This is a genomic window from Caldicellulosiruptor acetigenus (assembly GCF_026914305.1).
Taxonomy (GTDB): Bacteria; Bacillota; Thermoanaerobacteria; order Caldicellulosiruptorales; family Caldicellulosiruptoraceae; genus Caldicellulosiruptor; species Caldicellulosiruptor acetigenus.
In genome coordinates, this window is the sequence record NZ_CP113866.1 from 189,736 (window position 1) to 209,795 (window position 20,060).

General features: G+C 39.1%; 18 protein-coding genes. 12 read left to right on the top strand and 6 right to left on the bottom strand.

Features of this window, described 5'->3' with window-relative positions; all coding sequences use genetic code 11:
* Positions 1-11 precede the first annotated feature (11 nt).
* A complete protein-coding gene (locus OTK01_RS00730) occupies positions 12-848 on the top strand; it encodes a class II fructose-bisphosphate aldolase (RefSeq protein ID WP_029228955.1) in 837 nt (278 codons plus the stop codon).
* A 296-nt stretch (positions 849-1,144) separates the two neighbouring features.
* Here the strand turns inward: OTK01_RS00730 and OTK01_RS00735 are convergent, their stop codons facing one another.
* A complete protein-coding gene (locus OTK01_RS00735; RefSeq protein ID WP_269011518.1) occupies positions 1,145-2,575 on the bottom strand; it encodes a transposase in 1,431 nt (476 codons plus the stop codon).
* Between the two features lie 177 nt (positions 2,576-2,752).
* On the opposite strand from OTK01_RS00735, the gene OTK01_RS00740 reads away from it, so the two are divergent.
* The 11 genes from OTK01_RS00740 to OTK01_RS00790 all read left to right on the top strand — a co-directional run bounded on the left by OTK01_RS00740 (position 2,753) and on the right by OTK01_RS00790 (position 11,855).
* Positions 2,753-3,664 (top strand): sugar phosphate isomerase/epimerase family protein, encoded by a 912-nt coding sequence (locus OTK01_RS00740; RefSeq protein ID WP_029228473.1) that lies wholly within the window; start codon positions 2,753-2,755, stop codon positions 3,662-3,664.
* A gap of 63 nt (positions 3,665-3,727) precedes the next feature.
* The gene (locus OTK01_RS00745; RefSeq protein WP_029228472.1) at positions 3,728-4,699 is read left to right on the top strand and encodes a 2-hydroxyacid dehydrogenase; all 972 of its coding nucleotides are present in this window, start codon (positions 3,728-3,730) and stop codon (positions 4,697-4,699) included.
* A 165-nt stretch (positions 4,700-4,864) separates the two neighbouring features.
* Complete coding sequence (locus OTK01_RS00750; RefSeq protein WP_013433182.1) at positions 4,865-5,659, top strand: IclR family transcriptional regulator; 795 nt, start codon at positions 4,865-4,867, stop codon at positions 5,657-5,659.
* 5 nt (positions 5,660-5,664) lie between these two features.
* Entirely contained in the window at positions 5,665-6,312 is a 648-nt protein-coding gene (locus OTK01_RS00755; RefSeq protein WP_013433181.1) for a bifunctional 2-keto-4-hydroxyglutarate aldolase/2-keto-3-deoxy-6-phosphogluconate aldolase, read from the top strand.
* 5 nt (positions 6,313-6,317) lie between these two features.
* Entirely contained in the window at positions 6,318-7,346 is a 1,029-nt protein-coding gene (locus tag OTK01_RS00760; RefSeq protein ID WP_029228471.1) for a sugar kinase, read from the top strand.
* Between the two features lie 22 nt (positions 7,347-7,368).
* Positions 7,369-8,199 (top strand): 5-dehydro-4-deoxy-D-glucuronate isomerase, encoded by an 831-nt coding sequence (kduI, locus tag OTK01_RS00765; protein ID WP_029228470.1) that lies wholly within the window; start codon positions 7,369-7,371, stop codon positions 8,197-8,199.
* Between the two features lie 33 nt (positions 8,200-8,232).
* Positions 8,233-8,994 carry a 2-dehydro-3-deoxy-D-gluconate 5-dehydrogenase KduD gene (kduD, locus tag OTK01_RS00770; RefSeq protein ID WP_013433178.1) on the top strand — a complete coding sequence of 254 codons (762 nt, stop codon included), beginning with the start codon at positions 8,233-8,235 and terminating at the stop codon, positions 8,992-8,994.
* 57 nt (positions 8,995-9,051) lie between these two features.
* The gene (locus OTK01_RS00775) at positions 9,052-9,177 is read left to right on the top strand and encodes an LUD domain-containing protein (protein ID WP_148222726.1); all 126 of its coding nucleotides are present in this window, start codon (positions 9,052-9,054) and stop codon (positions 9,175-9,177) included.
* Positions 9,178-9,208: 31 nt separating this feature from the next.
* Positions 9,209-10,333 carry a glycoside hydrolase family 88/105 protein gene (locus tag OTK01_RS00780; protein ID WP_029228469.1) on the top strand — a complete coding sequence of 375 codons (1,125 nt, stop codon included), beginning with the start codon at positions 9,209-9,211 and terminating at the stop codon, positions 10,331-10,333.
* Between the two features lie 29 nt (positions 10,334-10,362).
* On the top strand, positions 10,363-11,706 hold the full coding sequence (locus OTK01_RS00785; protein ID WP_029228468.1) for a glycoside hydrolase family 28 protein: 1,344 nt from the start codon (positions 10,363-10,365) through the stop codon (positions 11,704-11,706).
* A complete protein-coding gene (locus OTK01_RS00790) occupies positions 11,703-11,855 on the top strand; it encodes an S-layer homology domain-containing protein (RefSeq protein WP_156844444.1) in 153 nt (50 codons plus the stop codon). The genes OTK01_RS00785 and OTK01_RS00790 overlap by 4 nt, the downstream gene beginning before the upstream one ends.
* Positions 11,856-11,945: 90 nt before the next feature.
* Here OTK01_RS00790 and OTK01_RS00795 read toward each other — a convergent pair whose 3' ends face one another.
* From OTK01_RS00795 to OTK01_RS00815, 5 genes are all read right to left on the bottom strand, one after another.
* Positions 11,946-15,026, bottom strand: coding sequence for a glycoside hydrolase family 2 TIM barrel-domain containing protein (locus OTK01_RS00795; RefSeq protein ID WP_029228467.1), 3,081 nt, complete (start codon positions 15,024-15,026; stop codon positions 11,946-11,948).
* Positions 15,027-15,199: 173 nt separating this feature from the next.
* Entirely contained in the window at positions 15,200-16,645 is a 1,446-nt protein-coding gene (locus tag OTK01_RS00800) for a DUF4340 domain-containing protein (RefSeq protein WP_029228466.1), read from the bottom strand.
* A complete protein-coding gene (locus OTK01_RS00805) occupies positions 16,642-18,099 on the bottom strand; it encodes a GldG family protein (protein WP_029228465.1) in 1,458 nt (485 codons plus the stop codon). The genes OTK01_RS00800 and OTK01_RS00805 overlap by 4 nt, the downstream gene beginning before the upstream one ends.
* 14 nt (positions 18,100-18,113) lie before the next feature.
* Positions 18,114-18,977 (bottom strand): ABC transporter permease, encoded by an 864-nt coding sequence (locus OTK01_RS00810; protein WP_029228464.1) that lies wholly within the window; start codon positions 18,975-18,977, stop codon positions 18,114-18,116.
* The gene (locus OTK01_RS00815) at positions 18,974-19,927 is read right to left on the bottom strand and encodes an ABC transporter ATP-binding protein (protein ID WP_013433562.1); all 954 of its coding nucleotides are present in this window, start codon (positions 19,925-19,927) and stop codon (positions 18,974-18,976) included. The genes OTK01_RS00810 and OTK01_RS00815 overlap by 4 nt, the downstream gene beginning before the upstream one ends.
* Between the last annotated feature and the right edge of the window lie 133 nt (positions 19,928-20,060).

Here is a 20,060-nt window from a genome sequence, read left to right on the forward strand (position 1 = left end):
AGGTCTTTATTTTGCTTGTAAATTTGAATGAGGTATTAAGCTATACAAAAGTGAAAAAGTTTGGTGTGGGGATGTTCAACGGGGTTTCTGCCGACTTTTATGAGGGATTGATTGATGCAGCAGAACAGCTCAGATGCCCAATTATCATTGGTGTTGCAGACAGGTTTGTTGACAGGCTTGATTTTGAGATGATTGCAGAGGTCATGATTTTCCTTGCGAAAAGGGCATCTGTTCCAGTTTGTGTTCATCTTGACCATGCAAAGAGTCTGAAAAATATCATCAGAGCAATAAAGGCTGGGTTTACATCTGTCATGTTTGACGGGTCAAGCTTACCGTTTGAAGAGAATATAAAGAGAACCAAAGAAATTGTTGAGATAGCACACTCTGTTGGTGTGAGCGTTGAAGGTGAGCTTGGAGTTGTAGGAAGAGGTGACTGGGATTTTAAAAACCCTGAGTTTTACACAAAGCCTGAAGAGGCAGAGATTTTTGCTGCACAGACAAATGTTGATGCCTTAGCTGTTGCGATTGGTACTGTGCATGGGGTTTATAAAGGACAGCCGCGGCTTGATTTTGAGAGGCTTTCTGAAATAAGAAAAAGGGTTGACTGCTATCTTGTGCTTCACGGCGGGTCTGGTCTTTCTGATGATGATTTCAAGAAGTGCATTGAGTATGGAATTAACAAGGTAAATATCTTTACAGACCTGACCTTAGCTATAAATTCTCGGCTTCCAGAGTTTGTAAGCAAGACAGAGGATTTGACACCAGCCATCTTTGAGAGAATAAGAGAGATTGTTCGTGATGAGGCTATTAAGAAACTCAAAGTTTTCGGCAGCTACAACATAATATAGAGATTTAAAATAGCCGTTTGCAAAATAGGTGGTGATTGAAGGGAAAAGATGCCAGTATAAACAGGAAATACAATTAAAATATAAAAAGAAGAGAAGGATTGAAACCATATATTATCAATGATAACAAAAGTATTCAGGAGCAAATATACGACAAGGATTGAAAAGTTCAAAAAAGACAATAGCATCCTAAGCCTTCTAAACTCTAAGTTTTAGAAGGTTAAATAAAAAACAAAATCATAAACCTTTAGTTAGTAGGTTAACTTTAGTGGATTAATTACTCAAGAAAAATTGTAGTTTTAAGCTATAAGTTTTTTAAGTTTGCTCAGTTTTTTGATAGTTAATTTAGAACAATAGAGTTTAATGTTGTGAGCAAGGATAAATAAGAGCGAATAAGTAATAGCAGAGAGCAAGAAATCAGAGAAAATAGGAATATGATCAAGAGTTTGTGTTGTATCAGAGCCCATGTAGGATTTTAGGTGGTAAATAGTCTGCTCTACAGCGACACGTTTTTTGTAGAGGTCAAAAAACTCTTGGGAATTTCTGTTGATTCCTGGGAAAGAGCGAAAGTTATCTGGGTATGTATAGAACATTCTGCCCGATTTAGAGGTAGTACAAGGCTGAGGGCAAGAGCAGATGCGTTTGCCGTCTTTGTAACAAGACATAGGGCAAATCCATTTAAAGCGCAATGAGCGATTTTTGCCTTGACATTTGCCTTCAGGTTTAAAAGGTTTATTGAACTTTTTGCAGATTGGGACACCATCTTCAGATATAACGATATTAGGGTCTGAAGTAGGTGTAGTATTTTTAGAGGCTCTTGTATTTAGAGGGATAACAATTTTGGAGAAGTTGAAAGAATTTTTTAAAGTGGAGTAGATGTTGTGTGAATCCAAGGCACTGTCAGCGATGAAAGTAGAGAAATTTTTAGGTAGATAAGAGAATAGAGTTTCGAGTGAAGGAATTAAAGCTTTAGAGTCAGAGATAGCTTTATGTTGCAGTGGGTCTGACGAAGGAGAATCAGAGTCAAACAGAGGAACTAAAGCTAAAGGAATACCGAGAGCGTTGGTAATGACAGCAAATTTTAAAGCCCAGCAGAAATGGCCATTTACGAACATAAGGCGGATATTAGAATTAGCGTTAGCAGTTTTAGGCAAAGAAGAATAAACAAGAGAGTAGATTTTGTCAGAAGACAGCTCAGGGTTAGCTTTTGAGGTATTTTTCAAGAGTGATTGAATGAATTTAGGGTTGTTTTCACGAACCTTTGGGACAATACCGGTTGTATCGAAGATTAGGATTGAAGCAAGTTCAGGGCATTGTTGGATAGAGATATTGTGTGCATGGATAGAGATATTTTGGAAAAGTTTTTGGATTTCGCTTGCAAATATTTTTCTGAAGCGAGAGAAAGTAGAGATAGAAGGGACATTGCCATGTAGATTACAAAATGAGCGAAGTTCATATGAGTTAAGCAAGACAGCGCGAAGTTGGGTTAAGGTATTGAGTTTAAGGATTTTTTGGACAAAAAAGCAAAGAAGCATAGATTCTAAAGAGAAGTATCTATGCTTACCGAAGTATTTGTAGTAGGCTTTGTAGAAAGAAGAAGGTATGTAGTTGGACAAGTCGATGAATTTGTTGAACAAGCCCAAGAGGCTTTCAGGCTTGTAAAGAGCCGAGGCCTTTATGTGGGAATACAAGTCTAAAAATGAAAGCTGATTAGGTTTGTTTTTGAACATTTTGGACCCTCCTCATAGTAGAAAATTTGTTTTATATACACATATTTTACTACAACTATGAGGAGGGGGTCCAGACTTTTTTGATTCTATATAAAGCTTGATAACGCTCATCTTGAGCGTTTCTGCAAAAGGCTACATAATATAGAGATTTAAAATTTTTCTGGAGGTGTAAAAACAATGAATGAACCAATTAAGAAATATTTAAAGATAGGTACAATTCATTTCATGTCATTCCCAGAAGTAATTGGCGGTGAAGGTCCTATCGAAGAGACATTGAAGGTTATTTTGGAAGACGACTATTTTGATGCAGTGGAAATCACATGGGTAAAAGACCCAGAAGTAAGAAAAAGAGTAGCAAAGATACTAAAAGATGCACATGTGGCAGTTGCATACGGTGCACAGCCAACACTTTTGAGAACAGGGCTCAATCCTAACGACTATGACAGCGAAAAGAGGAAACAGGTTATAAACTTTTTGAAAGAGCGAATTGATGAGGCTATTGAGCTTGGGGCTCAGGGGCTTGGATTTTTGTCAAGACAGTATGATGAGGCAAGGAAAGAAGAGGCTTTTGAGGCTTTGGTTGATACAACACTGCAGCTTTGTGATTACGCAAAGTCAAAAGGAAATTTCATGATTGAGCTTGAAGTATTTGATTATGATATTGACAAAAAGAGCTTGATAGGACCTGCTGACCTTGCAGCAAAGTTTGCTGAAAGAATAAGAAAAGAATATGACAACTTTGGACTTATTGTGGATTTGAGCCATCTGCCACTTACAAGGGAAACAGCACAGCAGGCGCTCTTGCCAGTAAAGGATTACCTCACACACGTTCATATAGGCAACGCTGTTGTAAAGGACAAAAGTCATCCAGCATATGGTGACAAACATCCAATGTTTGGAATAGAGGGCGGCGAAAACGATGTTGAAGAGGTAATTGAATTTTTGAGAGTATTGAAAGATATAGGTTTTTTGAACCCAGAAAAAAGACCTATCTTGAGTTTTGAAGTTTCGCCTATGCCAGGGCAGGACCCAAAAATTGTGCTTGCAAGTTCAAAGAGGGTTTTGAACGAAGCATGGGCAAGATTATAAAAATTTTTCTTAATCAATAAGCAGAATAAAAATACTTAGCAAGTACCGGGAGGGAGAATTTATATGAAGATACTTGTGACAAGAAGAATAATGGAGCCTGCGATTGAGCTTTTGAAAAAGTACGGTGAGGTTGAAGTAAACCTACACGACAGACCAATGACAAGAGGAGAACTTTTAAAAGCAATAGCTGACAAGGACGCAGTTTTGACCCAGCTTGTTGACAAAGTTGACAGCGAGTTTTTCGACCATGCACCAAATGTCAAGATTGTTGCAAACTATGCAGTGGGGTACGATAACATAGATATTGAAGAGGCAACAAGAAGAGGTGTTTATGTAACAAACACGCCAGACGTTTTGACAAACGCAACAGCTGAGCTTGCATGGGCGCTGTTGTTTGCTGCGGCAAGAAGAATAGTTGAAGCTGACAAGTTCATGAGAGGCGGACATTACAAAGGTTGGGGTCCGATGCTCTTTTTAGGCAAGGGCGTGACAGGCAAGACACTTGGTGTAATTGGTGCAGGTAGGATTGGCCAGGCTTTTGCAAGAATGTCAAAAGGATTTAACATGAAGATTTTATACTATGATTTTGAGAGAAAAGAAAGCTTTGAAAAGGAAATGGGCGCTCAGTTTGTATCGCTGGATGAGCTTTTGAAAGAAGCAGACTTTATATCAATTCATGTGCCGCTCACACCACAGACAAGACATTTAATTGGCGAAAGAGAATTTTCTCTCATGAAACCGTCAGCGATATTGATTAACACAGCACGCGGGCCAATTGTAGATGAAAAGGCTTTAGTCAAGGCACTAAAAGAAAAGAAGATTTATGCTGCGGGGCTTGACGTGTACGAAAGAGAGCCTGAGTTTGAGCCAGAACTAGCTGAGCTTGACAATGTTGTAATGCTTCCTCATATTGGTTCTGCAACAGAAGAGTCGAGGCTTGACATGGCAATGCTTGCAGCAAACAATATAGTAGATTTCATTGAGGGAAGAGTTCCAAGAACACTTGTCAATAAAGAGGTCTTGAACAAGAAATAATAAAACATATCCTTTTGGTAAGTATTTCCCTGCGGGAAGAGGCTTGTCCCGCAGGGAGCATTTAGAATTACCAAAATGTTTATTTTAAAAATCATAAAACAATGCTATAGTATTTTGTGAACAATACGAAACAGCGTTTCATAATACGAAACAGGAGAGGCTGATATGGCGCAAAATTCTGTTCAGTCAATTGAAAGGGCGTTTGAGATAATTGAGGCTTTGGCTGTTGAGCCAAAAGGGCTTTCAATCAGTGAACTTTCCCAAAAACTTTCTCTTCACAAGGCTACCATCCACAGGATTTTGCAGACATTACTTAGCAGAGGGTATGTTCAAAAAGATCCTCAGACATTGCGCTACAAGCTTGGTGTAAAATTTGTTGAGATTTCGAGTCTTTATCTTAACAACATTGAGCTCAAAACCGAAGCACATCCGTTTTTGCGTGAGCTTGTAGCTATGCTAAATGCCACTGTGCACTTGGCAATTCTTGACGGTAGCGATGTTGTGTACATTGACAAGATTGAACAGGTAAACTCAATAAGGCTTTACTCCTCAATTGGGAAAAGAGTCCCTGCATACTGCACAGCGCTTGGGAAGGTGATGCTCAGCAAATTTTCAGACGAAGAAGTTGAAAAGATGCTATCTACAATTTCCCTGCAGCCATATACACAAAACACCATAACAAATGTAGAAAAGCTTGTTGATGAGATAAGATTTGTTCGAAAAAAAGGCTTTGCAGTTGACAATGAAGAGTTCCAAGAAGGTGTTAGATGCATTGCCGCACCCATATATGATTACAGAGGTCAGATGATTGCTGCAATTAGCATTTCAGCACCAACGAGTGTGCTGCAACCTCACAAAGATGAAGAGAATGCGCAGAAGGTTGTAGAGACTGCAAAGAAGATTTCTCACAGGCTTGGGTATGTCGAGGGAAAAAAAGATTATCAAGGAAAGGAGATGTAAGTAGGATGGAAAAGGAACAGGTACTTGAGCGAATAAATGACAATGGGCTTGTTGTTGTTGTTCGTGCTGAGTCGAAAGAGAAGGCTCTCAAGATTACAGAGGCGTGTATAAAGGGTGGTGCGAGTGCAATTGAGATAACCTTTACTGTGCCTGGCGCTGACGAGATAATAAAGTATCTTACAAGCACATACAAGGAAGATGAGATTATAATAGGAGCAGGTACAGTTCTTGACAGCGAAACAGCACGAATTGCAATCTTGGCGGGTGCAAAGTTTGTTGTAAGTCCATACCTCAATCCTGAAATGGTAAAACTTTGTAACAGGTACAGGATAGCTTCAATGCCCGGTGCTATGACAATAAAAGAGGTTGTTGAAGCACTTGAATGCGGAGCAGATGTTATAAAGATTTTCCCTGGCGAGCTTTTCGGACCAAAGATTATAAAAGCATACAAAGGACCAATCCCACAAGCGCGATTGATGCCAACAGGTGGAGTTGACCTTGACAATGTTGATGAGTGGATAAAAGCAGGTGCGTTTGCTGTAGGTGTGGGCAGTAATATAACAAAGTATGCAAATGATGGAGACTTTAGCAAAGTGGAAGATGTTTGCAGACAGTTTGTCCAGAAAATAAAGATGGCAAAGGGGAAGGTATAGGAAAGATGTTTGAGGTAACAAGCTTTGGAGAGATAATGCTAAGACTCTCACCACCAGGGTATCAGAGGATTTTACAAGCGACAAGTTTTGACATCAACTTTGGCGGGGCGGAAGCAAACGTTGTTGTTGCTCTGTCAAACATTGGGGTGAGGACAAGTTATGTTACACTTCTTCCGCCAAATCTTCTTGGTGATGCTACTGTCAACTTTCTGAGAAGATATGGAGTTGACACAAGCTATATAAAAAGAAAAGGTAAAAGGCTTGGAATTTACTTTCTTGAAAAAGGAGTGGGACAGAGAGCATCTTCTGTTGTGTACGACAGGGCAGATTCTGCCATAAATGAGATACAGCCTGGTGATATCGACTGGGAAGATATCTTGAAAAAGACCAAGATATTTTTCTCAACAGGAATCACCGCTGCTTTATCACAAAATGTGCTAAACGAGCTAAAAATGGCTTTCAAGACAGCAAAAAATGCAGGTGCAAAGGTGGCGTTTGACATCAATTACAGGTCAAAACTGTGGAGCTATGATAGAGCAAATGAAGTGATTTCAGAGCTTATGCCGTATGTGGACATCCTGATTACGAACGAAGAGCATGTAAGAAGAGTGTTAAAGATTCATATGGAAGACAAATACTTTGAAGGAATTGACCTTACTACAGACGGTCAAAAGGTTTTGTTTGAAAGGTTGCAAGCAAAATACCAAAACTTAGAGAGAATAATTCTTGCTGCAAGAAGGAGCATATCTGCTTCCAAAAACATCTTTTTTGCTTATACAAAAGATGAAAATGGCAACATTGTATTTTCAAAAAAGCGCGAGATAGAAGTTGTTGACAGGGTTGGGGCAGGCGATGCTTTCACCGCAGGTGTGCTATATAGCATTTTAAGAGGGCTTGAAAGCACTCAGATGCTTGAGGTTGCAACATACATGTGCGCTTTAAAACATACAGTTGAAGGTGACAGTTTGATTGTGACTGAGGATGAAATAAAACAGGCGCTTTTACAAGACAGCTCAGGTATGATGAAAAGATAAAACAAGGGAGGGTATTCTTAAAATGGAAGTTCGGTTTGCAATGCATCCGAGCCAGTTCAAAACTCTTACGACAGAGGAGATAAGAAAAGAGTTTTTGATTGAAAACTTGTTTGAATACGGGAAAATCAACATGGTCTACACTCATGTTGATAGAGTGATTGTTGGTGGAGCTGTGCCAACAGTAGAAGTTTTGGTCTTGGAAGATGGCAAAGAGATTGGTGCTCAGTATTTTCTTGAAAGAAGAGAGATTGGAATAATCAACATAGGCAGCAAAGGATATGTTGTGGCAGATGGACAAAAGTTCGAGCTTGACAAAAGAGATGGGCTTTATGTTGGAATGTCGACCAAAAAGCTTGAATTTGGAAGCGATGACCCTTCAAATCCTGCAAAGTTCTACTTTGTTTCAACACCCGCTCACAAGCAGTATCCAACAGAGAAGATTGATATTAAGCAAACTGAGGCAACTCATCTTGGTTCGATTTCTGAGTCAAATGAAAGGACAATCTACAAATACATCCATCCAGACGGGGTAAAAAGTTGCCAGCTTGTGATGGGAATGACAATTTTAGAGCCGAACAATGTATGGAACACGATGCCCTGCCATCTGCATGACAGGAGGATGGAAGTTTACTTCTATTTTGACATGCCAGAAGATGCGTTTGTTTTGCACCTGATGGGAGAGCCGCAGGAGACAAGACATATTGTTGTGAGAAATGAACAGGCGGTAATCAGCCCGAGCTGGTCGATACACTCGGGTGTTGGTACAAGAAACTACACATTCATCTGGGCAATGGCTGGTGAAAACCAATCATATTCTGATATCAGTCCTGTTCCTATGAAGGAATTGAAATAAAATCTAAAAAAATAAAATGGAGGTGTTTTTGATATGATACTTGATAAATTCAGGCTTGATGGCAAAGTTGCGATTGTAACAGGCGCGTCGACAGGTTTGGGCCAGGGGATGGCAATTGCTTTAGCGGAAGCTGGAGCTGATATTGTTGGTGTTGATTATGTCCCATGTACAGAGACAAAACAGAAAATAGAGTCAATTGGAAGAAGGTTTTTGGAGATTCAGGCAAACTTAATGACAATCGAACCAATCAACATGATTATTGAAAAGACAATTCAGGAGTTTGGCAAGCTTGACATTTTAGTGAACAATGCAGGAATAATCAGAAGATGTGATGCTATTGACTTTACAGAAAAAGACTGGGACGATGTGCTTGCAATTAATCTAAAGACAGTATTCTTCTTCTGCCAGGCAGCAGCAAGACAGTTCATCAAGCAAGGAACAGGTGGCAAAATAATAAACATCGCATCCATGCTTTCATTCCAGGGCGGAATTAGAGTTCCATCATACACAGCAAGCAAGAGCGGTGTTGCAGGTATCACAAGAGCGCTTGCAAATGAGTGGGCAAAGTACAATATAAACGTCAATGCAATCGCACCTGGTTACATGGCAACAAACAACACACAGCCGCTCAGAGAAGACCCGCAAAGAAGTGCTGAGATACTATCCAGAATTCCGGCTGGGCGCTGGGGCACACCGGAAGACCTGCAGGGTGCTGTTGTGTTCTTGGCATCAGATGCGTCTGAATATGTAAATGGCTGTATTTTGAACGTTGATGGTGGCTGGCTTGCAAGGTAACCCTTCCATACTCATCCCCGAGGGTTCAAGCATTGCCCTCGGGGACTTTATAACCTTATGCGCCAGTCTCTTTTGGCTGATGTTCTTGTAACAGGGACAAATGCAATAACCAAAAATGGAACGTTTATAAATGTTGACTACTCTGACCTAGCCATCACAAGAGTGGTAAGTAATTACTTTTAATTAAGAAGCTTGAAAGAGAGGAAGATACCTCATGAAAAAATTAAAGGATCTTGCTAAAAAGAATTATTCTGTTAAAATGGCAGACAGTGTCCTTGCAAAGTTTCCAGAACTTACTGACAAGTGGCAGTATGACTACGGTGTTGTGTTCAAAGGATTGGAATATATTTATGAAAATACCTCTGATGAAAAGTACTTTGAGTATATAAAGAAAAACATTGACTATTTTGTTGATGAGAATGGTAATATCAAGAAATATTCAAAAGATGAGTACAACATAGACCACATAAACAATGGGAAGGCAATCCTATTTTTATATAGAAAAACAGGCGAAGAAAAGTACAAGAAAGCAGCACAGCTTCTTCGAGACCAGCTCAAGACCCATCCAAGAACAGTTGAGGGAGGTTTTTGGCACAAAAAAATTTATCCACATCAGATGTGGCTTGACGGCATCTATATGGGCTCACCATTTTACGCCGAGTATGCAACTTTGATAGGACAGGATGAAGCTGAAGAGATATTTGACGATGTTGCAAAACAGGTCATACTTTGTGCAAAGCACACCAAAGATCCAATCACAGGGCTTCACTTTCACGGCTGGGATGAAAGAAGAGAACAAAGATGGGCGAACAAAATCACAGGCTGCTCTCCAAATTTCTGGGGAAGGGCAATGGGCTGGTTTGCAATGGCAATAGTTGATGTGCTTGACTTTCTGCCGCAGGACCATCAGTCAAGAGAAACAATTTTGACTATTTTTAAACAGCTCATTGACGCTGTTTTAAAGTATCAAGACCCTGAGACAGGTGTTTGGTACCAGGTTGTTAACTTTATAGGCAGAAATGGAAATTATCCTGAGGCTTCAGCTTCATGCATGTTTGCATATGCACTTGCAAAGGGTATAGAAAAGGGGTATTTGGACTCAAGTTATATAAAAGCACTTGAAAGAGCGTATGAAGGAATAATCTACAGGTTTGTTGAAGAGGATGAAAATGGGTTTTTGAATCTCAACGGGGTTTGTATGGTGGCAGGCCTTGGTGGAAATCCCTACAGAGATGGGTCATATGAATATTACATCAGTGAACCAATAAAGACAAATGACCTAAAAGGCATTGGAGCATTCTTGAAAGCAAGTGCTTGGATAGAAAGGCTTTTCAAGTAAATTTTGATGACAGGAGGTACAAAGCAAAGATGTTTGTAAACGTTCGAGAGTTTGGAGCAAAGGGCAATGGTATTGACAAGGACACAGAAGCTTTTAAAAAAGCAATAGAAGAGTGTGAAAAACAGGGTGGTGGCACAATTTTTGTTCCAGCAGGTATTTATCATATAGGTGCAATCCAACTTAAAAGCAACATGACACTTTACATTGAAAGTGGGGCTGTACTGAAGTTTTCACAGGATGAAGAGGACTATCCGCTTGTATATACTCGATGGGAAGGCGAAGAGGTGCAGGTTTATTCTCCTTTGATATATGCTGAAAATGCTGAAAACGTTGCAGTAGTGGGATTTGGCACAATTGACGGGCAGGGCGAAAAGTGGTGGCGTCTTCACAGAAATAAAGAGTTAAAATATCCAAGACCTCGTTCTATCTGTTTTTATAAGTGCAACAACGTCACTATTGAAGGAATAAAAATTATAAACTCTCCAAGCTGGACGGTAAATCCCATAGAGTGCCAGAATGTCACAGTTCACAACATCAAAATTCAAAACCCTTATGACTCGCCAAACACAGATGGGATAAATCCGGAGTCGTGCAAGGGCGTCAGGATATCAAACTGCTACATAGACGTAGGTGATGACTGTGTAACGTTAAAATCTGGCACTGAGGACTGCAAACAAAAGATTCCCTGTGAGAACATCACCATCACAAATTGTATTATGGCTCACGGTCATGGTGGGGTTGTCATTGGCAGTGAGATGAGCGGTGGTGTTAGAAATGTTGTCATCTCAAACTGCATTTTTGAGGGCACAGACAGAGGAATAAGAATAAAGACAAGAAGAGGACGTGGCGGGGTTGTTGAGGATATAAGAGTTTCTAATATTGTGATGAAAAATGTGATGTGTCCGTTTGCGTTTTATATGTATTATCACTGCGGCAAGGGCGGAAAAGAAAAGAGAGTTTGGGACAAATCTCCCTATCCTGTTGATGATACAACACCAATTGTAAGAAGAATTTATATAAGCGATGTGGTTGTAAGGGAAGCAAGAGCGGCAGCAGGGTTTTTATACGGTCTTACAGAGATGCCAATTGAAGATGTTGTATTTTCAAATGTCACAGTTGAGATGGCACAAAACCCTGAGCCTGAACTTCCAGCAATGATGAGCTATTTAGAGCCGATGGCGAAAAGAGGGTTTGTTATAAATACTGTGAAAAACATTAAATTCTTAAATGTTACTGTGATGAACCAGGAAGGTGCTGCTTTTGAACTCAACAATTGTGAAAATGTAGAGTTTTACAGATGCAGGACAAAAGATACAGCAGATTATGCTAAGATTTTGAGCCCGAACAATACAATTAATGTGATTGCCGAGTGAAAGCAAAAATAAGTATACAAAGGTGTGTTTCAGAAGGATTCGTACAAGGTAGCAATGGTAGTTTAAAACCTCAGAATAATGCTTTAAGGGCTGAAGTGGCTGTTATAATTTACTTGATAAGCAGCAATTATGTTCAACAGCTTAAATAAAGTTAAAAAAGATAATTAAAAAATTGCTAAAAATCAGGGGGTATGCTCTTTGGCAACAAGGCATAAAAGAGCATCCCCCTTTTTGACTTTTTACCACAGCTTTTCAATATTTAAGCTATTATTGTTAAGAGGTATCATATAAAAGCAAAATTCAAATTTGTCATCTTTGATTAAATACTTCTCCAACGGGCCAGGGCCGCAGCTTTGGCTTCCAATACCGCCTATCTTAAAGTCCACATTCACAACAATTCCATCTGCTTTTGTCAGTTCATATGTGTGTTTTGCTCTTGTTAGCATATCATCAGTATATTCTCTTGCGCTGAAGTTAAATGTTGGTACACCCTTAATACAAAGTCCTATTCCATAGATGTTGTACACAAAAGCCCATCTAACGTCGCACCTGTTTCCATATTCCTGGGGCATTATATATGGAACGTACATGTCTTTTATAGCCATGTCATATATTCCCACAATGGCGCTTTGTTTGATATCAGGATAGTTTTCGTGAGGTCCCCTTCCGTAGTATTTGACATACTCAAACTCTTTTGGCATCATAAACTGCAGTCCTATCTTTGGAAGTGGCGGAAGTTCTCTTAGAGCCCGCGCATATACATTTGTTTCTATAATTCCTGATTTAAAAACCTTGTAACTTGTAGTTACTTCAAATACAGGCTTTACTGAATATGCGCCATAAACCGATGTTGTTTGCACTTTGAAGTACTCGCTTTGCTTTTCAAAGCTAACATTTACAATTCTTCTTTGAAGCTTGTCAAATCCAGCTTTTATCCATTCGTTTTTGATATGCACGTCGTTGTCTGTTAGAGCCCTCCAAAGATTGAACCTTGGCGAGAATTTTATAAGCTCAAGGCCACTGTAGCTCAAGCTTACCAAATCACCTGTCCATCTGCAAAACTCTGCCAATATGCTGCCTGCAAAAACTGCTACTTTGTCAGGAAAATCTACTACTTCAAACCTGTTTTGCTTTGATAAGATAGAATTTGCCTTCTCAATTTTTTGCACAGTCTCTTGAGATGTATCTTCTCTGAGTGCAATCTGTGACCTTGTTATAACAAATCCCCTCTTTGCCCACGCTGTTGAATTTTTAAGCTTTGCTGTGAAGGTGATAAAAAGCTCTCCCTTGTAGCCTTCCAAAACTTCTTTGACTTCATCAATTTTAACCTCTTTTGAAGAGTGGGGCAGAACATCACTCACGTCAAGGACGCCCTCTTTCACAACCCTGCCGTTTGACAGCAATTCCCATTCAACTTCAATGTGGTTTAAAGAAACAAAGTCATACCTGTTTGTTACCTTGAAAATTCCTCTTTCTTTGTCTAAAAGCTCAATGACCACTGGTTCGTAAACTTTCTTGAGCTCAATCACCCCGGGCGATGGAGTTCTGTCGGGGAAAAGAAGTCCATCTATACAGAAGTTACCATCGTTTGGCTCATCACCAAAATCCCCGCCGTATGCATAGTACTCTTTCCCATCAGGTGTCTTTGTCAAAATTCCATGGTCTGCCCACTCCCACACACATCCACCAAGAAGACGTGGGTATTTGTATATCACATCCCAGTACTCTTTGAGGTTTCTAGGACCGTTGCCCATCGCATGTGCATACTCGCACATAAAAAATGGACGTCTTTCTTGCTTTTTGCCCTCTTCTTCAAGATAATTAACTGGTGGATACATAACACTTACAATATCCACAACCTCAGCATCACGGGCACTTTCATAGTGAATAGGGCGACTTTTATCATATGACCTTATCCACTCAGCCATTTTATCGTGATTAGGGCCATAGCCAGACTCATTTCCAAGCGACCACATGATGATTGATGGATGGTTTTTGTCCCTCTTTACCATCATCTTTGCCCTTTCCACAAACGCATCTTCCCACATGGGATCTTTTGCCAGAAGTCCCCAGTCACCAACCGCTCCAAATCCGTGTGTTTCCAAATCAGCTTCATCAATAACATAAATGCCGAATCTGTCACACAGCTCCAAAAAATAAGGATGGTTGGGATAGTGTGAGGTTCTTACACAGTTTATATTGTGCTGTTTCATCAAAGTTATGTCCTCTTGCATCATCTTTCTTGTCACTGCAAACCCAACTCTTGGGTGCATGTCATGTCTGTTGACACCTTTTAACTTTATAGGTACGTTGTTTAGATAAAATACTCCGTTCTTTATTTCTATCTTTCTAAAACCAAAGCTCTGAGGGATAATTTCTAAAATGTTTCCGTCTACATCCTTTAAGATTGCAAGAAATGTGTAAAGGTTCGGTAGCTCTGCACTCCACAACCTTGGACTTTCAATTTGAAATTCAAAAGTGATCTCTTGCTTGCCAGAGGCAGAAAGTCTTAACGATTTGTTTGAGCTTTTGATTAAAGTTTTATCAAAGAAGATTTGCACTTCTATGCTGAATTCTTTTTGGTCATTGTTTCTGTTTTCAATTTCAATCTCAGCAGTCAAGCATCCTTCTTTGAGGTCATCACTCAAAATTGGTTTTAAATACACATCTCTTACAAACATCTTTGGTCGCAAAAGAAGATACACATCTCTGAATATTCCGCTCATTCGCCATTTGTCCTGGTCTTCCAAGTAAGTTCCATCTGAATATTTTAGAACAACAACTGTGATGGTGTTCCTTCCTTCTTGGACAAATCTTGTGATGTCAAATTCGTGCATCATGTGTGGCCCTTTTGAAAACCCGACAAAGCTGCCGTTTATGAACACATAAAATGCTGAGTCTACCCCTTCAAATACAACAAATATTTCTTTGTCTAAGTCTTCTTGAGAAATATAAAAATCTCTTTTGTAGACACCTGTTGGGTTTATATCTGGCACAAACGGTGGGTCGACAGGGATTGGGTATCGGGTATTTGTGTAGATTGGTATGTCTTGACCAAACATCTGAAAATTACTGGGAACAATAATCTGGTCAAAATCGCAGGTTTTTGGATCTGCCAAGATTATATCCTCTGTCACCATGCAGGGCATATCAAAAAGTTTAAAATACCACTTTCCATTCAGTAGCCTAAAAGAATTTGAAAGTTCCCATTCATTTTCAAGAGCTTTTTGAGGATTGTCAAAAGGTATAAAAGAACTTCTTGGCTCTTCCATATTTATGTGTTGAATTTTGGGATTTTGATAAAAATTTTTGTCAAGCATGAATTTCACCTCACATTTTTAAAATAACTATGGTTTTTATATACATTATTCATTTTAATTTATTAGCAGATGAACATACAATATCAAAAAACTAAAAATGATATAAAGATATTAAGCCAAACCACATGACAAAAATATAAGGAGCTGCCGTGGTTTGACAGCTCCTTTTTTGATTAGTTCTCTGGCGGTTTGTACTTGCCTGCAACCAAGTCTTCTAAGTCTTTCAACACCTTTTGAACCTGTTCTTTTGCAATCACAAAATCAGACTTTCCATTTCGAACAACCATGTAAAAGTCGTCGTTGTAAGGAATGTACTCCATCACATCAACCTTTTTGTTGACAAGATAGAATTTCATGGTGACCTCAGGTGTGCCTGTTGGCTTTTTGTCGTTTTCACCGTCAATTAGAAGGCCAATGATTTCTTGATAGAACTTTTTGAATGTGTCTTCATCAATCTTTCTTCCGTCAGCCTGGAAGTTATATTTGTACTCATCAGTTTCCTCTTCGCTTGTAGCTTTTTTGATGAGCTTTTTGTCAAGTATAAGTGTATGTTTCTTCTCTTTAGTAAAGATTTCAATCTTGTCAACATAATCAATATTTACAATATAAGCAAACTTTTCTATAAGGTCAAAAGGCTTTATGGTGTTCATGAAATCTGTCTTATAAGTCGACATTGTGAAGACAACTTTAGAGTCTGCCATTTTGCAGTAAACAGTTGAGTCATCTGCATTGTTGCCGACAAAAAGGTGCAAAGTGTTTTTGTTGTCCTTTACAATAAGCTCTATCCTTGGCGATTGCAGTCCATACTTAGGATTGTAGACATCTTCGCCAACTATGTCTTCCGGGCTGAAGTTTGGAACATTTTCAATGAACTCTGAAAACTTATCGCTTGATACTCCAACTGGCTGGCTGTATGGCTGAACCAAGTTCCACAGTCTTACATAGTACTTCCATTCATTTTCTTTTGAATTTTTCTCGTCAACTTTTTTGATTTCAATTGTCGGCTGACCTTTTCTTACAAGTTTCACATAGGTGATATTTTGAGTGTCAATCTCTGGTATTTTAACACTCAGAAGCTTCTGAGGTTTTATTGTAAAGTTTTCTGCATGGTTTGTCCACACAACATAGACTTTCGGATCACCTTTTTTCATTAAATAGTAAGTGGAAGTTATGGGTGTTTCTGACCCAAGATAAAATGTGACTTTTTTCCCGTCGCTGAAAGTTGCCTCAACAATTGATTTTGGGTTGTCAAGCCCGTATTTTTTGAGGTCTTTGGGGTTGGTATCAGCAACCTTTTCAGCTGTCATTTGAGCGCACGAAAATGCTATATCGTCTATCTTGTCCTGGTCAAAATAAAGGGGGTTGTTGATTCCATTTACAATCCACTTATCTTTGACCTTTTCAAGGACAAGGTGAACATCGTCATGCTTAATATCTATCTTTGTAATCTTATTTCTATCAAAATTTGTTACAGTAACAGAGGCTGAAGAGGACTTTTTTTCTTCAGCCTCTTGTTTTTTCTTGTTCACATAACTTACATAAAAGTAGGCGCCAATTACAAGCACCAAAACTAAAAGTACCGATACAATTGTGAAAAGCCTATTCTTCTTCTTTCTCATAGATGTCTCCTCCTCAGCCAGATAGTAAGGCCTAATACCAGAATAACAACAGGTATTCCAACAACAGCAATTGCTGCCCAGATCATAGCCTGTGTTGTGCTAATATTGAGCCTGAAGGTTGTAAGGTCTTTTGGCTGGATCTGCAGATTGTCTTTTTTGTCCTGCAGCCAGTTAAGAGCGTTTATTACAAAGTTCAGGTTTCCAGGAACGCTTTTTGAAAACTGAGCATTTAAAAATGTTGCATTGCCAACTATCACAACCTTTGCATCTCTTGGCCTTAATTTTGCGTTGAGAGCATCAGCTTTATCGGTGATTGCAACAGCCAAAGTGAATGGGCCGCTCTCATCACCTTTTTCTTTGCTAAAAGATGTTGAGTTCAAATCCTTTCTCAGCCATGAGTTAGATGTTGTTGTAAGAAGCTTTTCGATGGTGATTGTTCTTTTTTTGAACTTTGTTTCCACAATTGGCTGGGCATTTGGTATGAGCATGTACATGTTGTTAAGATCAATTGGGTTTACAATATCGTGTGATTCAAACTTTGGAAGTATCCACACAGGATTTCCTGCGTTGTAGTTGTTGTCACCTTCCATGACAATTCCGTGTTCGAGTCTGACTCCCAAGCTTTCAAACAGACTGTTGAAGTTTTTGAGCTCATCTTTCAGTAGGTCAATCAAAAACATTACACGCCCGCCGCCATTTATATAGTCTTTTAGTTTTTTAAGCTCAATGTCTGAGATGTCTGTCTTTGGAGAGATTACTATCACAGCTGTTGCATCCTGAGGTACGCTCTTTTCAGTAAGAAGGTTTAAATCTCTTATCTCATAGTTTGCAGCCTCAATCTCGCTTGAGATGCCAAGTCCAACAAGCGTGTCCTCTCCATGACCTTTTAGCTCATACAATACAGGGCTTTTGTCAGATGTAACATACAGGATAGCAGGTGTCAGTTTTTGTTCAATTGTAAGACCGGTGACATTTGACTCGCCTGTCTGTTCATCGTATGAATAGTCGACCATATCGTATCTGTTTATTACCCTGAACTTGTTGCCGCTTTCGACAATGAGCGAACCTTCATCAATGCCTGAGCCACTTGTATCATATTTTTTAACAAACCCTGGGTTTTTGTAAGGGTCTATGTATTTAATTTTTACATGCGAGGATTTTTCAGCATATTTTTGGATAAACTCAGATATCACAGGATTTTCATTTCCAGTTGGGAAAAGAGCATAGATTGTGACCTCTTTTTTTAGATTTTTCAAAAGGTCAACCGTGGGCTTTGAAAGTGAGTATAGCCTGTTGTGTGTAAGGTCAAGCTTTGCTGGAATTTGGCCAACTAAAAGGTTTAGAACTATCAGGATAGCGATTACAGATGCGGTCAGCATAGCAGCATATCCGCCGTATTTGAACTTTCTTGTATTAAATGAGCTTTTTATAGCCTTTAAATCAAGCTTCACCATTTCTTCCCCCTTTTTTAGCTCCATCTTCTTTTCTCAAGGACTCTTATTGTGAGGAATATAAACACGAATATAAATGATAAATAGTACACTATTGATGACAAATCCAAAAGTCCGTTTGTGAATTTTTGATATCTACTCAAAAGCGAGAACCACTTAAAAAATCTAACTATAGCATTGTCATAAAACTCTGGTTTTAAGATGTACACCGCAACAAATGCTGCTGTTCCTAAAGCTGCCGCTGAAACGCTGATAATTATATTTCTTATCGTAAGATAAATCCATGCGCTAACTAGCCCAACAAGAATTAGCACAAATATAAATCCTGCAACTCTGTCTGTTGGGAGTGCAGATTCAAGCCAGTCCACAACCCATGTCAAAAGCAGCGCAGAAAATGTCACAACAGCTGCAATGAACTGGTTGTCTGTCAGTGATGATATAAAAAGACCTACTGAGATAAATGAACATCCAAGAAGGAAAAATCCTATATATGCACCCAAGGTTTCTGCAACAGGAATGTCGCCGTAAAAAGAAAGTATTATGGGGTACAATATGGTAACAGCAATGGTAATAACAAAAACAGTAACAGCAGCTAAATACTTACCAAGCACGATTTCTGTAAGTTTCAATGGCGATGTTAAAAGAAGCTGGTCTGTCTTTGTTCTTGCCTCTTCACTCAAAAGTCTCATTGTCAAAACTGGCACAACAACTAAGAATATGAATGTTATGTTACCAAGCACTGATGTATAGTTCGGGCTTGCTGGGAACAGGTTTGACACTGCAAAGAAAAATCCCGAAATCAAAAGGAAAAATCCCATGAATATATAACCTGTTGGTGTTGAATAGTATATCTTTAACTCTTTTTTCAAAACTGCGCTCATACAGCTTCAGCCTCCTTCTCCTCGGTTGTGAGCTGCAGGAATATCTCCTCAAGCGTCAGGTCAACCGCTCTCATCATCAGAATAGGTAGTTTTGCCTCGCTCAGCGCATAGAATATATCTGCCCTTATATCCATCTCGTTTTCTGCTTCAACAATAACCTCAACAGTGTTTGGTTCTTTTGGACCGATAAATTCTATGTATTTTACACCCGGTACCTTTTCAAGTATTCCATAAAGCTTTTGTCTTTGACCTAATACTCTCAGTTGAAGTTTGCTTCCGTGAGTAAGTCTTTTGGATAGATTCTCGGGTGTGTCACTTGCAACTATCTTTCCTTTGTTGATTATAAGAACTCTTTCGCAAACAGCACTGACCTCTGGCAGGATATGTGAGCTTAAGATTATTGTGTGTTCGCTTCGAAGATTCTTTATAACAGACCTTATTTCAATTATCTGCTTTGGGTCAAGTCCAATTGTTGGCTCGTCCAAAATCAAAACAGGTGGATTTCCGATTAAAGCCTGGGCAAGTCCCACTCTCTGCTTGTATCCCTTTGAAAGATTTTTTATGAGCCTGTTTCTCACATGGGCAATGCCAACAGTTTCCATTATCTTATCCATACTTCTTTTTTTCTCTTTTTTATCCACCTTTTTGATATCGCTCACAAAGTCAAGGTATTCTTGCACAGTCATGTCCATGTAAAGCGGTGGGTTTTCAGGAAGATATCCTATTCTTTTTTTCACTTCTTCTGGTTCTTCTAAGATGTCAAATCCGTCCACATATGCAGTACCTTCTGTAGGTGATAGGTATCCTGTGATTATATTCATTGTTGTAGATTTTCCAGCACCGTTTGGACCCAAAAAACCAACAATCTCCCCCTTTTGTACCTCAAACGAGATGTCGTGTATTGCGTAGTGCTGGCCATACTTTTTGGTTAAGTGTTCGACCTTTATCAAAAATTATCCCTCCTCCAAAATCAATAAAGTATATAGACGCTCAACTTTAATTATAGTATAAACTATATCACAATGTGTTAACAATTTGTTAAATAAAAAAATAGATAGAGGTGAAAATATTGCAAAGAAGCAA